At 46.2% G+C, this 14301-nt stretch carries 19 protein-coding genes; 12 read left to right on the top strand and 7 right to left on the bottom strand.

The genetic code is table 11. The features are described 5' to 3' along the window. Positions 1–140 precede the first annotated feature (140 nt). On the bottom strand, positions 141–1271 hold the full coding sequence (gene wecB / locus PJF56_RS01245) for a non-hydrolyzing UDP-N-acetylglucosamine 2-epimerase (RefSeq protein ID WP_283760811.1): 1131 nt from the start codon (positions 1269–1271) through the stop codon (positions 141–143). 288 nt (positions 1272–1559) lie between these two features. Here wecB and PJF56_RS01240 point away from each other — a divergent pair, with 288 nt between their 5' ends. From PJF56_RS01240 to PJF56_RS01215, 6 genes are all read left to right on the top strand, one after another. After that, positions 1560–2846 (top strand): type IV pilus twitching motility protein PilT, encoded by a 1287-nt coding sequence (locus tag PJF56_RS01240; protein ID WP_283760810.1) that lies wholly within the window; start codon positions 1560–1562, stop codon positions 2844–2846. A 15-nt stretch (positions 2847–2861) separates the two neighbouring features. Then, positions 2862–3578: a circadian clock KaiB family protein gene (locus PJF56_RS01235; protein ID WP_347179406.1), complete on the top strand. Its 717-nt coding sequence runs from the start codon at positions 2862–2864 to the stop codon at positions 3576–3578. Between the two features lie 110 nt (positions 3579–3688). Next, complete coding sequence (locus PJF56_RS01230) at positions 3689–4450, top strand: ABC transporter ATP-binding protein (RefSeq protein ID WP_347179407.1); 762 nt, start codon at positions 3689–3691, stop codon at positions 4448–4450. A gap of 3 nt (positions 4451–4453) precedes the next feature. Next, positions 4454–5254 (top strand): ABC transporter permease, encoded by an 801-nt coding sequence (locus tag PJF56_RS01225; RefSeq protein ID WP_283760807.1) that lies wholly within the window; start codon positions 4454–4456, stop codon positions 5252–5254. A gap of 254 nt (positions 5255–5508) precedes the next feature. Continuing rightward, a complete protein-coding gene (locus PJF56_RS01220) occupies positions 5509–5706 on the top strand; it encodes a hypothetical protein (protein ID WP_283760806.1) in 198 nt (65 codons plus the stop codon). A 151-nt stretch (positions 5707–5857) separates the two neighbouring features. Continuing rightward, on the top strand, positions 5858–6745 hold the full coding sequence (locus PJF56_RS01215; protein ID WP_283760805.1) for a PEP-CTERM sorting domain-containing protein: 888 nt from the start codon (positions 5858–5860) through the stop codon (positions 6743–6745). An 11-nt stretch (positions 6746–6756) separates the two neighbouring features. Here PJF56_RS01215 and ispF read toward each other — a convergent pair whose 3' ends face one another. Beyond that, positions 6757–7236, bottom strand: coding sequence for a 2-C-methyl-D-erythritol 2,4-cyclodiphosphate synthase (gene ispF / locus PJF56_RS01210; protein WP_283760804.1), 480 nt, complete (start codon positions 7234–7236; stop codon positions 6757–6759). A 63-nt stretch (positions 7237–7299) separates the two neighbouring features. Continuing rightward, entirely contained in the window at positions 7300–7503 is a 204-nt protein-coding gene (locus tag PJF56_RS01205; protein ID WP_283760803.1) for a hypothetical protein, read from the bottom strand. Between the two features lie 421 nt (positions 7504–7924). Between PJF56_RS01205 and PJF56_RS01200 the strand changes: the two genes are divergently transcribed. Then, entirely contained in the window at positions 7925–8962 is a 1038-nt protein-coding gene (locus PJF56_RS01200; protein ID WP_283760802.1) for an SGNH/GDSL hydrolase family protein, read from the top strand. A gap of 127 nt (positions 8963–9089) precedes the next feature. Here PJF56_RS01200 and cutA read toward each other — a convergent pair whose 3' ends face one another. Continuing rightward, positions 9090–9404, bottom strand: coding sequence for a divalent-cation tolerance protein CutA (gene cutA / locus PJF56_RS01195; protein WP_283760801.1), 315 nt, complete (start codon positions 9402–9404; stop codon positions 9090–9092). A gap of 123 nt (positions 9405–9527) precedes the next feature. On the opposite strand from cutA, the gene PJF56_RS01190 reads away from it, so the two are divergent. Next, positions 9528–10082 (top strand): redoxin domain-containing protein, encoded by a 555-nt coding sequence (locus PJF56_RS01190; protein WP_283760800.1) that lies wholly within the window; start codon positions 9528–9530, stop codon positions 10080–10082. A gap of 155 nt (positions 10083–10237) precedes the next feature. Here PJF56_RS01190 and PJF56_RS01185 read toward each other — a convergent pair whose 3' ends face one another. Then, positions 10238–10453 (bottom strand): PIN domain-containing protein, encoded by a 216-nt coding sequence (locus PJF56_RS01185; protein WP_283760799.1) that lies wholly within the window; start codon positions 10451–10453, stop codon positions 10238–10240. Further along, positions 10453–10665, bottom strand: coding sequence for a hypothetical protein (locus PJF56_RS01180; RefSeq protein ID WP_283760798.1), 213 nt, complete (start codon positions 10663–10665; stop codon positions 10453–10455). The genes PJF56_RS01185 and PJF56_RS01180 overlap by 1 nt, the downstream gene beginning before the upstream one ends. A 54-nt stretch (positions 10666–10719) precedes the next feature. Between PJF56_RS01180 and PJF56_RS01175 the strand changes: the two genes are divergently transcribed. The 3 genes from PJF56_RS01175 to frr all read left to right on the top strand — a co-directional run bounded on the left by PJF56_RS01175 (position 10720) and on the right by frr (position 12313). After that, the gene (locus PJF56_RS01175) at positions 10720–10938 is read left to right on the top strand and encodes a thioredoxin domain-containing protein (RefSeq protein WP_283760797.1); all 219 of its coding nucleotides are present in this window, start codon (positions 10720–10722) and stop codon (positions 10936–10938) included. Between the two features lie 111 nt (positions 10939–11049). Beyond that, a complete protein-coding gene (pyrH, locus tag PJF56_RS01170) occupies positions 11050–11778 on the top strand; it encodes a UMP kinase (protein WP_283760796.1) in 729 nt (242 codons plus the stop codon). Then, complete coding sequence (gene frr, locus PJF56_RS01165) at positions 11765–12313, top strand: ribosome recycling factor (protein WP_283760795.1); 549 nt, start codon at positions 11765–11767, stop codon at positions 12311–12313. The genes pyrH and frr overlap by 14 nt, the downstream gene beginning before the upstream one ends. Positions 12314–12361: 48 nt before the next feature. On the opposite strand, the gene PJF56_RS01160 is transcribed toward frr, so the two are convergent. Next, positions 12362–12550, bottom strand: a complete 189-nt coding sequence (locus PJF56_RS01160) for a hypothetical protein (RefSeq protein WP_283760794.1) — start codon at positions 12548–12550, stop codon at positions 12362–12364. Positions 12551–12830: 280 nt separating this feature from the next. Here PJF56_RS01160 and PJF56_RS01155 point away from each other — a divergent pair, with 280 nt between their 5' ends. Next, the gene (locus tag PJF56_RS01155; RefSeq protein ID WP_283760793.1) at positions 12831–13946 is read left to right on the top strand and encodes a geranylgeranyl reductase family protein; all 1116 of its coding nucleotides are present in this window, start codon (positions 12831–12833) and stop codon (positions 13944–13946) included. Positions 13947–14301: the final 355 nt, after the last annotated feature.

The raw sequence follows: 14301 nt of genomic DNA, 5'->3' as shown, positions 1-14301 counted from the left end.
GATGTTATGAGGTACAGTAATCGAAATGTTCCTTGAGAGTGTTGTCCCATGAAAAGCCTGAAGAATGGGCACGCATAGCGTAAAAAATGGTTTTCCCTTCTGCCCATTACCCATTACCCATTACCGCGCGAAGCGCTGTATTACTGGCGCACCGCAAAGTGTTGTATTAGGAAGGTTCTGACTTGCTCTAGGATGCGTTCTGATGCATGGCCATCTCCGAAGGGGTTGATGGCGGTTGCCATACGCTGATAGAGGTGGGGTTGAGTGAGGAGTTCGGAGGCGGCGTTGAAGATGGAGTGGGATTCTGTGCCGACTAAGCGGGCGGTTCCGGCGGCGATCGCCTCTGGGCGTTCTGTGGTCTCCCTCAGCACTAAGACGGGTTTGCCTAATGAGGGGGCTTCTTCCTGAAGTCCTCCAGAGTCGGTTAAGACGAAATGACAGGCGGCGATCGCCCCGACTAATTGGGCATAATCTAGGGGTTCGGTTAAAAAGATGCGATCGTGGTTGCCGAGCATTCGTTGCAGAGGTTCGCGTACCGTGGGATTGCGATGTAAGGGCAAAACTAGGGCGGTATCGGGAAATTGGGCTAAAATTTGCAGAAATCCGGCGGCGATCGCCTCTAATGGCTCTCCCCAATTTTCCCGCCGATGCACCGTTGCCAATAACACCCGATAGTTAGACCAGTCCAAGCCCCCAATTTCACACCCACTCTGAGATTCAGCCACCTTCAAAAGCGCATCAATCACCGTATTTCCCGTCTGATGAATCTCTCCCACTACTCCAGAGCGGTGTAAATTCTCCACCGCTAAGGCTGTGGGGGCAAAATGTAAACTCGCTAATTGGGAAATTAACCGTCGGTTAGCCTCCTCTGGATAGGGATTCCAAAGCCGATCCGTGCGTAATCCAGCCTCCACATGGGCAACGGGGATTTTTTGATAGAATGCCGCTAAGGTCGCCGAAAATGCTGTGGTCGTATCCCCCTGTACCATTACTAAATCTAACCCCAACTGCCCAAACAGAGCCTCTAGGCCCTGCAAACTGCGACAAGTAATATCTGTAAGCGTCTGTTTCGGCTGCATAATCTCCAAATTATGGTCAGCCTCTAGCCCAAACAATTCCATCACTTGGGACACCATCTCTTGATGTTGACCGGTTAAAATCACTTGAGTCTCAAACTCTGGAGCCGATCGAAACTGCGCGATCGCAGGCGCTAACTTAATCGCCTCTGGACGAGTCCCGACAATAATCCCAATTCGCCAAATTTTAGACATATTTTATACAAACACAAACAAAAAAAAAGGAGTAAAATAAAAATTGGCTGGTCTCCCTGATCCAGTTAGGTAAGATGACACACCCATCCAGCAGTTTGGGCCATTGACCCATGAGGGCGTTAAACCTGAAAATAAAGAGTACAATAAGTGCAACAGTTCTTCAGGCCACAACCCCTTGGATGCCATCTTACACCTTAAAATCTTTTGATCTTTTTTTTGATCCTTTGATGCATCGATCGCCGATGCCCAAAGCTCTATAACTTCTGATGTATTCAACAGGACTTGGTTATGACCCAATCCCCCCAGAAAAAACCCCCCTCTCCTCCCCCTCGTCCCCCAGCTCCTCCCCCTCGTGCGACGGCCAGTGCGGATGGAGCGACCCAACAAATGCCGGCCAGAACCATGCCCATGAATCCTCAGGCCGCAAAGACAGCGAAGGCTAAGGCCGCTCCCCCTCCAGGAGCAGCCCCCAAAGCCGCCAAGCGATCAGCGTCTAAATCCGGGCCAAGTCCGGGCAATCCCACCCTCGAAGAATTAGTCAAACGGGCCGATGAAGAAGGGGTATCTGACCTTCACTTAGGAGTTAATGAGCTTCCCCGCTTTCGCAAACGGGGCGAGATTACTGGTCTGGAATATCCCAAAACTGACCTGAATACATTCATGAGCTGGTTGCGCGAATGTATGACGGATGAAGAAATTCGCCAATTCCAAGACCACCTGGATTTTGACGGTGCGTTTGATTTTGGCTTTGTGCGAATTCGGATTAATGTGTTTGATTCCTTGGCTGGCCCAGCCATGGTGTTGCGCTTGATTCCCTCGAATATTTTGACGATGGAACAGTTGAAATCCCCAGAAGTATTCAAGGATATCTGTCACTATCACAAAGGACTGATTCTGGTGACGGGGCCCACAGGTTCCGGGAAATCGACCACCATGGCGGCCATGATTGACTATATCAATAAAAACATGGCCTATCATATTATCACCATTGAAGACCCGGTGGAATTTGTCCATGTGAGTCACAAATCCCTGGTGAAACACCGGGAAGTTGGCCGCCATACCCGCCAATTTCAGAATGCCCTGAAAGCGGCTCTGCGGGAAGACCCCGATTTGATGCTGGTGGGGGAAATTCGGGACAAGGAAACCATGGGTATTGCTCTGAAAGCGGCTTCTACCGGTCACTTGGTCATGGGAACCTTGCACACCAATAGTGCAGTTAAAACCATTGAGCGGATTATGGGGATGTTTCCTCCGGCAGAACAGCCAGCCTTGCGGGTGTCTTTGTCGGAGTCTTTAGTTGCGATTATTGCTCAAGGGCTTTGTAAGACCACGGATGGTAAGCGGGCGGCATTCCATGACATTATGATCGCGACGGATGCGGTGAAGGAATATGTGATCAAAAATGATCTGGAGGCGATTACCCAAATCATGCTCCGGTCAGAGTTTGAAGGGATGACGACCATGAATAAGGCTCTGTATAATCTCTATCAAGAGGGTCGAATCACGGAAGAAACGGCCCTAGAGAAATCGCCAACGCCGAATGAAATGGCTCAATTCCTCCGAGGTCGGATCTAGATTAGACCAAAGCTAATGGTTTTGTCTGAGTCATTGAAGGCGATCGCCTTATTTACTCCTGGGGGGGATATTGTTTACTGCATCGATCCGAGTAAACAGAGTCGATGGCATATCGATCTATGCGCTAAATTGCAAACGCTTTTGGATCTTTGTGCCCCCCCTCATTTTTTAGTCCCTTGTTATACGGCAACTTTAGATCGGTGGATCGATCCTCACACTCAGCAAACCCATTGTGTGGCTGAAGCGTATCCCCTGGTGTGGCGTTATGCACCGCTTTTAAATGCCCTATTTGGCATTGAAGCCCAATGGCAACCCGTATCTGTTGCCCCCGAATTATGCGATCCGGTGGCGATCGCCTCCTACTACGATCAATTTCCCCAACTCTGGGAAGATCATGATTGGGTGGTGCAAGTCCACAACCGCTCCGTAGAAGAGACTCAACCGGGCTTATCCCTGGAAGAATTCAACCCCCATGGTTATATTTTTCGCTTATTTGTCTCTGGAAATCACAATAGTACAGAGGGACTATTACACAAAGTTCATTCGTTTCTAGAAAAAAGCCTTTCCCAACCCTACACCCTGAAAGTGATTGATATTCTCAAACATCCCGATCGCGCTGAACAGGATCAGGTCTTAGCCACTCCCACCCTACTCAGGGTTTGGCCCCAACCCATGCGTCGCGTGGTGGGAGAAATTGAGTATCAAGAGCAACTGCTACGGTTAATCGATTAGAACAATTCATAATTCACAAAAGGGGGACTTTTATTGCCCTGCTTTTTTAAGGGGGGTTGGGCGATCTTATTTCCTTGTACCTCATTAAGCAAGCCAAACGCTGTACGTTTATGGATATTGACCAACCGATCGCTACTCTAGAGAATGTTAGTAAGCGTTTCGATAGACAGAATCTGGCGATCGCCGATCTCACTCTCAAAATCTACCCCTCAGAGATTCTCAGCCTCGTCGGGCCGTCTGGATGTGGCAAAAGTACCCTGCTGCGGCTGATTTCTGGCTTGACTTCCCTCAGTTCTGGCACACTCAACTGGCACAATTCTAGCCAGAGTAACCAACTCGCATTTGTCTTTCAAGACGCGGCTTTAATGCCTTGGGCCACGGTTTGGGAGAATGTTTACTTACCGCTAAAACTGGCCGGTGTTTCTCGCAAAAGCGCCCAGGATAGGATTCAAGAAGCCCTGGAATTGGTGCAATTAGAACAAGTCTCTACGTCCTATCCCCGACAACTTTCAGGGGGGATGAAAATGCGCGTTTCCATTGCCAGAGCGCTCGTCAATACTCCCCAAGTCCTATTAATGGATGAGCCGTTTGGAGCCTTAGATGATATTACCCGCACCCAGTTAAATGATGAACTGTTGAATTTGTGGAGCCAAAAACGCTGGACCATTGTGTTTGTCACCCACAATATCTATGAAGCAGTTTATTTATCCCATCGTGTGGTGGTGATGGGAACTGCTCCCGGACGCATTGTGGCCGAAATTCCCATTAACGAACCCTATCCCCGTGACTCCAGTTTTCGGGGTGCGATCGCCTATACTGAATATTACCAACAAGTCGCCACTGCCCTATCCCAAGCCATTACTCCTCATTAGATCATGCCACAATTGCGCCGTTTGTTTTCCTTAGAAACCCTAGCTCCCGTAGCTCTGGGAATACTGGTACTCTCGGTTTGGGAGGTCTCTGTCTCCCTCACCCATACCCCTAGCTATATCCTACCGGGGCCAATTCTGATATTACAAACCTTAATTCAAGATGGGTCAGTTCTGTTGCCAGCCATGCTAGTCACCTTCAAAATTACTCTTGTTGCCTTTCTGGTGGCCATGGTTTCTGGATTATTCCTAGCCATGATTATGGCGCAAAGTAAGTGGATTGAAAAAAGTCTGTATCCCTACGCAATCATACTACAAACCATTCCCATGGCGGCGATCGCCCCCCTAATCATTATTTGGATGCGTAATAACACCTTTGCCGCCCTAGTCATCTGTGCTTGGATTATCGCCTTTTTTCCCATCGTTTCTAATACCACCTTTGGCCTCAATAGCCTCGATCCAAATCTAAAAGACCTCTTCAAACTTTATCAAGCATCTCGATGGCAAACCCTGCTGTATCTCAGACTACCAAGTGCCTTACCCTATTTCTTCGCCGGATTACGCATTAGTGGTGGATTAGCCTTAATTGGCGCTGTTGTTGCCGAAATCGTCGCCGGTACAGGAGGCATGAATTCTGGATTAGCCTACCAAATCCTCATCGCCAGCTACAATTTAGAAATTCCACGTATGTTTGCCGCCTTACTACTGATCAGTCTCTTGGGAATTTTAATTTTTGTTTCTTTAAACCGTTTATCAAACCTGATCTTAGGCCAATGGCATGACAGTTCAACCCCCTTAGACCGCTAAACTCAATATTTTCCGTATTTACCCCCAAGGAAAATCTTAAGAAAACATAAAAAATCAGAGAAAATACTAGATTTTTATCCGAAAAAGTGCCAGAATGTGCTGTTATTAAGATATAAGCATAAAAGCTTTAAGATCTATACATTTTTCCATCACATCTTCCACAACATCAGTGCTTGACGGGCTTGGAGAAATGCATAGGATCGCCGGCCACGACGATAGCAATGGTGCAGTTCATCATTTGGGAGATCCACATTATGATTCGCGAAGTTGTTCAACAAGCGCTCTCTACCGGATATCTGAGCTTGGCCGATGAGGAGCGTCTACGGGCACTGATGGTGAAACCCTACGGTTTAGAAGACCTTCAGGCCTTCTGGAGATTACAACGGGCAACCATGGAAGGGTATGTAAAGCAGGAATCCCGTGAGATCAGACAAACTTGCTTAGTGGTTTAAGGGATACGCAGATGTTTACCCAAACTTGATTTTGGGGTTGCCAATATCCGGAAAAGTACGGAATCATAGGGTAGAACCTTGTAGATCTCTGTAGATCTCTGTAGATCTCTAAAAATCTCTATTCCTTAACCAGAAGTTTCACGGAATCATTATGAATAAACGTCATCTATCCGTTGGGGTAGCATCTCCCCTAAGTTTAGGTCTGATACTAACAGCATTGACCGCTACCCCGTCTGAATCTGCCCATGCCGCTACCTTAAGCGGTGTGAAATGGGATGGTTCACCCACTAGCTTGACCTGGGATGAAAGCAACGCCGTAACCGGGGGGTCGATAATAGATGGAACTCTCAACTCTTGGGGTTCAGGCTTGAGTAGCGTTTTGGACAGTAGCCAAACCGTGGGTGGAATTCTCGGAAAAGGATCGGGAACTTTCGTCGATTTGGGACAAAATGGGAATATTGGTATTATTGAGTTGGATTGGGGCGGTAACCTCCTAGCCAATGAAGCTGGCCATGACCTAGTTGTATATGAAAATGGGGGAGTCGGAGAGCCGGAAGCCTTTGCTGTTTCGGTTCGCAAAGCTGGAGAAACGGATTTTAGCGAGTATCTCTACCAGTTTAGCGATCATTTCTCTCAAACCTATGAAGTATTTGCCACCGTATTTGATTTAAGTTTATTCGGTTTAGCTGAAGGGGATGCCATTGATTCCATTCGTATTCGCAATCTCGCTCCCAATGATTTAGTGACGGGGAGTGAGGGTCAAGGATTTCTCGGTGGCGCTAATACTGCTTTGACCTATGCTGGAGGGAGTGGTTTCGATATAACCAGTAAACTCGATGCTGATATTACTTATGTGGCTGGACTCAATGATGTGTTTGCTGCACCAGCACCACCGGCTCCCACTCCAGAACCCGAACCCGTTCTCACTCCCCCCGCATATGAGAGTCCGTCTCAGGTTCCTGAACCCTCTGCTCTTCTGGGCTTAGTCGGTGTGGGATTAATCGGTTTAGGAACCCAGTTAAGAGGGCGTAAGCGTTAAGTGGGCTTAGGTTAAGTTTGTTGCAGAAGGGTGACCGCATAGGCGGCGATCGCTTCTTCTCGACCGACTGGGCCGAGTTTCTCGTTGGTGGTGGCTTTAATGCTCACTCGATCGCGGGGTAGGTTTAAGATGGTCGAGAGGCGATCGCCCATTGCCGATAAATGGGGCTTCAGTTTGGGGCGCTCGGCTACCACTACAGAATCAATATTCACCACTTGCCAACCCCGATCCAGCAGTAAACCATTCACCTCATGGAGGAGTTTGAGGCTATCTGCTCCCTTCCATTGGGGGTCGCTGGGGGGAAAATAATGGCCAATGTCTCCTAAGCTTAAGGCTCCGAGCATGGCATCCATAATGGCATGGGTCAGCACATCGGCATCACTATGGCCGACTAATCCCAGTTCATGGGGAATATTCACCCCTCCTAAAATTAAGGGGCGGTCTGGGCCGAGCTGATGGATATCGTAACCGTTACCGATCCGAATGTTCATAAGAATGGGGAAAGGGATAATAGCCAGCTATGGGCTTCAATCATACCCCAAATTCAGACGGCTCTAGTTAGCAATCCTCAACCATCCCCGACGAGTCGCATAGATCAGGCGATCGATCGCCGATCGCTCCTCTTCACTAATCGAGTGTTGCAACAATACCGATTGCAGTTGTTTGCGGTTATCAGAGGTCAATTCCCCTGTATGGCAAACCTGAAACACCAATTCGGCAATATTGAAACCAGAAGATATGGTATTTGGTTGAAACATGATCGTATTAAAGTTAATTTTTTAAGAAATGACCAAATGAGCTAGAATCTCCAGTCCTAGCGATTGAGATCTCTGATATCCAATAGTTGGACGGGTTGACCTTGACCGCCAGCTCTGAATCTATAAGACTAAAATAATCGAAACCAACCCTAGCTTCTGTGAGACTCCTCCAAAGTCACCGTGATGTGTATCACACGGAGGCATCTTTTCCTAAAGAATCAGGCTTGACAAAAAAATAGAAAGTATGATATTAAACTATTTTCTTAATCCTAGACCCAAGCCTAGGGATTATCCCCGAAGCACCCCAACACCATACTCAGAAGACAATAGGGTAAACTGAGTCTTAGTTTTATGCAATTCTAGGCTCGTTTATACCACTATGCCCCACCTAAAGACCTTTCAGCAATTATTGAAACAATTCTTGATTATTACGGTCATTTCATTTATCTTCACTGAGATTGGATTTAGAGTTTATAATTCTATCAATTCTTCATTTATATTTTATGATAAATCCTATGGTCGTTTTCGTGGCAAACCCTTTTCTAAACATTATGACTTTACCTTAAACTCCCAAGGATATAAGGATTTAGAATTTGAAACTAAAAAAGCCGCAGGAATATATAGAATTATTGGCATCGGAGATTCTTTTGCATTTGGTGTTGTCCCCTATGAAGAAAATTATTACACGCTGGTTGAAGAACAACTGCAAGCACACCATCAATCGGTAGAACTGTATAATTTTGGCATTCCAAATCTGAACCCTAAAGATTATCTAGCGCTCTTGGTTAATGAGGGACTAAATTATAATCCCGATATGATTATTCTTTCCTTTTTCCTAGGCAATGATTTCTTAGATAGCCAAGATCGAAATCTATCCCAACCCCTGTACACCTATTCCTATGTTGCCTCCTTTGTTAAGTTCCTCTGGGATCTGCAAAAAAGTTATGAAGGCCAGTTTGAACTCCCAGAGAATATGGTTTACGAGGATGACATGAAGGTTTTCACGGATGAAAATTATCTGAAGATGGAGATGCGCCGCAGTAAGATTTTCATGAAAAATAACCCTGGATTTGGTCAAACTTTTGACTATGCCATGCAGTTTATTGATCGAATAAATGAGATAGCAAAACGGGAAAACATCGAATTTTTAGTGGTCATCATTCCTGATGAAGTACAAGTAAATATGGAGTTACAAAATCAGGTAGTTGCGGGACTAGATATGCAGCCAGAAGAATTTGATTTTGCCTTACCCAATCGGCTAATGGCGGAAAAACTATCCTCGCTGAATATTAATTATCTGGATTTATTAGAACCGTTTCAAACCACGTCCCAAACCACGCGCCTGTATCGTCCAAATGATAGTCATTGGAACATTGCTGGTAATCGATTAGCGGCGACAGAAATTTATAAAACTATTTTACCCAAGTTATCTGAATCGAGGACTAAGAAACAACCTTAATTGCTCTCTTAAAATACGGTTAACCTCTCAATTTAACTCGATACGATCCTGCCGTTAATGCTGTGAGTGAGCTGATGGTAACCCTGAGTCATTACTGATGCAAGTGTGAAAATATGAAATGAATGGGCTAGGGTAAATGTTCATCGATCCAATCTAAGAAGGGTTGAGAACCGGCAACGATAGGTATGGCAATGATTTCGGGGACTTCATAACTGTGGAGTTCTCGAACCTTAGCTTCTAGAGTTTCAAACCGGTTTAATTTCGTTCTAATCATCAGTTGCCACTCGTTGTGTCGTTCAAGTTTGCCCAGCCAAGTGTAGGTGGAAAAGACGGGGGTGATGCTCACGGAAGCAGCAAGCTGGGATTCTACCAAAGACAAGGCGATCTGCTTTGCTTCTTCTTCAGAAGGGGCTGTTACAAGAACCAAACGATAGGAAGTCATATCAAAATTTACGTTTCCGAACGGTAACCATACAACTAAGCTTAATCCCAGAAACCTCTAGTTTACAGAGATGAGGGTTTGTTGTTAAGTTGTTGAGATAGTGATTTATACAGGTTTTCAGTGATGGTTGTCATGGAAGGTATGGGGACTCCCATCGGTAGCTATGCCCCAGATTTTGAAGTGCCAGGTGTGGACGATCGAGTGCATCATCTGGCCCGCTATATGGAACAGCATCAGGTCATTGGTGTAGTGTTTATGGGTAACCAATGCCCGTATGTCGCCGAGCTTCTTGAGGCTTTGAAGCAACTTCAGCAGGAGGTGGAAACCCAAGGGGTGACTTTGGTAGGAATGAATGCGAATCAGGGTTCTGAGAATTCAGGGGAGAGTTTTGAGCAAATGAAAGAGTTTGCCCAAGAGCATCAGCTTAATTTTCCCTATGTGCGGGATGTGACTCAAGATGTGGCTCAGTGTTTTGGGGTAACCCAGACTCCGGAAGCGTTTTTGCTCAATCATGAGGGGAAATTGTGTTATCGCCGGGGGATGACTGAGCAGGAGAGGGCAGTAGAGCAGTGGATTGAAGATATCCGGGGGGCGATCGCCCAAATCCTGCAAGGAGAAGAGGTGACTTATCCGATTCCGGAATCTTTAGTGGGTACTCCCATTCAATGGCGCTCCTGAGTCAAAATGAAGCTGCGATTAATGGCAGGCTTAAAGGGAAATAGCTATCGCCTTTTGTTTGGCAATATTTTAAGCCCAACTCACTTTAATAGTTAGATTGGGCTTCTTTCGTTCATTGGAGAACCCAGGACATTAAATCAGTTGATCGGGATCAATTACCCGTTCATGGAAGCGATCGCTTCGTTTGTAATGTTATTTAAAAAATCTCTAACGATAAATTCTTCACTTTCACTCAGGTTTGGATAAGATAAAAGTTCTATCTCCGTAATTACAGACACCAAATATTTTCCCATAGGTAAGGGGTCTCTTAAACGATTGCCTAAGTAGTACAATACCACATTAGTATCTAACAAAATCAGCAGTTCTGCCACTACCATTCGCCCCTTATTTCCTTCTGGTATTCTAAAGGGTCTTTTCTCAATTGAATTGCACCAGCATATTTTGCTATATTGAATTCTTCTTTTCCCAACTCTTCAGAATTCTCCAATAGCTTCTCAATTTTCTGCCAGTCTTGATAATCGATTAACACGGCAACTGGCTGCATTGCCTCGTCAGTGATAATCTGTTTTTTTACACTTAACATAGATCCTCGCTTGTTTCGATTATTTTCAAAATTATTATATATCTTAGCCAAGATGTGGCTCAGTGTTTTGGGGTAACCCAGACTCCGGAAGCGTTTTTGCTCAATCATGAGGGGAAATTGTGTTATCGCCGGGGGATGACTGAGGAGGAGAGGGCAGTAGAGCAGTGGATTGAAGATATCCGGGGGGCGATCGCCCAAATCCTGCAAGGAGAAGAGGTAACTTATCCGATTCCGGAATCTTTAGTGGGTACTCCCATTCAATGGCGCTCCTGAGTCAAGACCTAGTCCCTGAAAAAAACGCTTCGGGAAGATTGTCATCATCTGCTATCGTAGGTGAGAGCAATTCGTACTTAACAATCGATCTGGAGATTACAGAGTCTGGGCATGGGGACAGGTTATCAGCGCATATTACTTAAACTGAGTGGTGAGGCCTTAATGGGAAACCTGGCCTATGGAATCGATCCCGCGATCGTGCATAATATTGCCGAACAAGTGGCGGAAGTGGTAGAGGGTGGCATACAAGCAGCCATTGTTGTCGGTGGAGGGAATATTTTCCGGGGTGTGAAAGGGGCTGCTGCTGGCATGGATCGGGCAACAGCCGACTATATTGGCATGATTGCAACGGTGATGAATGCCATGACCTTACAAGATGCCTTAGAACAAATCGATGTGCCGACGCGGGTACAAACGGCGATCGCCATGCAGGAAGTGGCAGAACCCTATATTCGTCGTCGAGCCATGCGTCACTTGGAAAAGGGACGGGTGGTGATTTTTGGCGCGGGTTCGGGGAATCCGTTTTTTACCACCGATACCACGGCTGCGTTAAGGGCTGCTGAAATTAATGCGGACGTGATTTTTAAGGCGACTAAGGTGGATGGGGTTTATGATAGCGACCCTAAAACCAATCCAGAAGCCAAACGCTATGAAAGCTTGACCTATCAGCATGTGTTGGCTCAAGAATTGCAAGTAATGGATAGTACGGCGATCGCTTTGTGTAAAGATAATGATATTCCCATTTTGGTCTTTGACCTGTCGGTGAAGGGCAATATTCGTCGCGCCGTCATGGGAGAGTCAGTTGGAACAGTTGTAGGAGGTTCCTGTGAAATTAAGTGATATTGAAGATCTCATGCAGAAGGCTGTTGAGTCTACTCGCCATTCTTTTAATACGATTCGGACTGGACGGGCTAATAGTGCGCTCCTAGACCGGGTGATGGTGGAATATTATGGTACGCCCACTCCTCTCAAATCTCTGGCGAATATCAGTACCCCGGATGCCAGTACCATTATGATTCAACCCTACGATAAAGGATCGTTAAGTCAGATTGAAAAGGCCATTTCTCTATCGGATGTGGGATTAACTCCTAGTAATGATGGTCAGTTGATTCGCTTGAATATTCCCCCGTTAACTGAGGAACGCCGTAAAGAGTTGGTCAAACAAGTGGCCAAGTTGGCGGAAGAGGGTCGCGTTTCGGTGCGCAATAATCGTCGTCAAGGAATTGATGATACTCGCAAGAAAGAGAAAAATGGTGACTTGACTGAGGATGAATCTCGGAGTTTGCAAGATGAGATTCAAAAGCTGACGGATAAGTATATTCAGAAAATTGACGATCTGTTAGCTGAAAAAGAACAGGATATTACCACAGTTTAAGACTTTCGTCTAAGTCTGAGGTCTCTTTTTACCCGCTTACCTCTAGGGTTAAGCGGGAACTGCTAAGTTTAAAGTCGGCTGGGTCTGGCTAGGACGCACGGTATAGGCTACATGCATGGGATAGCCATAGGTAGCATAGATAAAATCAATATGTTTGAGGGCCGTTTCTCGATGGCGATAGGTTTTGAGTATGGTTTGATTTCCATTGGCATATTCAAGGCACACATTCCAAGTCATGATTGGTTTCTCCTTTGAGTCAAAATCGCGTAAGACTACGATAGGCTTTATGAAGTTTTCATGAAGCTATCTTTAATTTCGATCCTAATCCCCCAGGGTGGATTTTGAGTTCAGTGATCGTACTTATTTTTTAATAAAAATTAAAATTCATTACCGAAAAAGCAAGGAAAACATTCAGAAAAGCCCCCAGGAACCCAGCAGAAATTGCCGGAATGCACCAAAAAAAGCGTGTTAATCAGTGTTATCGTACAGTTGTCAAAATCTGGAAGAAAGTTATCCTATGTTTGATTGCATGATTGTGGGAGCAGGGCCGGCTGGGGCAACGGCGGCTTATCATTTGGCTAAACAGGGCCGTTCTGTGGTGATTGTGGAACAGGCAGCATTTCCTCGGTATAAACCCTGTGGTGGGGGAGTGTCTCCAGCGATCGCCGAATATTTTGATTTTGATCTCGATCCGGTGGTGAGTTTGAAGGTCAATCAACTGCGCTACACCTGGCAACTTGACGATCCGGTGAAAGTGAAGCTACAAGAGCAACAGATGCTGATCGTGCGTCGGGATAGCTTCGATCAATTTTTGGTACAACAGGCTCAAGATCAAGGGGCAACCCTCAAGGATGAAACTCCGGTAACGGGAATTGAGTGGAAAAGCGATCGCTGGGAGCTAAAAACCCCGAAAGGGGCGATCGAAGGCCGCTATCTGATCGCTGCTGATGGAGCAAAAGGGCCGATGGCTAAATGGCTGAAAATCAAACAGGGTAAAGAAAAACTGGCGGGTATTTTACAGATCTCTGGGTTACCCATGGAGGAAAAGCACCCCCTACATTTTGATTTTGGGACTCTCAAAAATGGTTTTATTTGGAACTTTCCCCAGAGTGATGGCTATGCCATCAGCGCCACTACCTTCCAGGGAGGAGATGCTAAAAAGCTGCAAGAGACTCTAGAGAGCTATCGGCAATCGAGTGGACTTGAGGGGGGAACCGCAGAGTACCACGAGTATTCGGTGCGCTTATGGGACGGCGATCGCACTTTGCATACCCAAAACGCCCTGGTTGCTGGGGAAGCCGCCCAAATTGTCGATCCCCTTTCTGGGGAAGGCATCCGTCCCTCCATTTTTAGCGGAGTCAAAGCAGCAGAAGCGATCGATCGGGCGATCGGTGGCAATAGCAATGCTCTAGAAACCTATACCCAAACCCTTTCCGAAGTCTGGGGTGCAGACATGAAATGGGCTGCCCGCATTAGTGGCGTTTTTTACAAACTGCCCAAAGTCAGTTATCGAGTCGGCGTAAAGCGACCAGCCGCCAGTAAAATCATGAGTAAGATCCTCTGTGGACAACTCAGCTATGCAGAAGTAGCCGGAGCCGCCATTAAACAACTCGGAAGCGGACTGTTTAAGTAGCATCATAGAACGCTACACCCTAGCTTTAGGCTTGCCCTCCCGAAAACCTATCGCACTACTTGATATCAAATCCGGTTTCCGCAAGCGGACATGAAAATGGGTTAAACTAGCGGGCAAGATGCCCGCACTCAATTAATTGATATTACTGGAGTTAAACTAGCGGGCAAGATGCCCGCACTCAATTGATTGATATTACTGGAGTGGGAGCATCTTGCTCCCTACATTTTTAATGATGGTATTTCTCAATTGATTGATATTACTGGAGTGGGAGCATCTTGCTCCCTACATTTTTAATGATGGTATTTCTCAATTGATTGATATTACTGGAGTGGGAGCATCTTGCTCCTTACATTTT

Origin of the sequence: Roseofilum halophilum BLCC-M91, from assembly GCF_030068445.1 — a bacterium.
GTDB classification, from domain to species: Bacteria; Cyanobacteriota; Cyanobacteriia; order Cyanobacteriales; family Desertifilaceae; genus Roseofilum; species Roseofilum halophilum.
The sequence above is the reverse complement of the archived record's forward strand: the minus strand, read 5'-3'. Positions and strand labels throughout refer to the sequence as shown.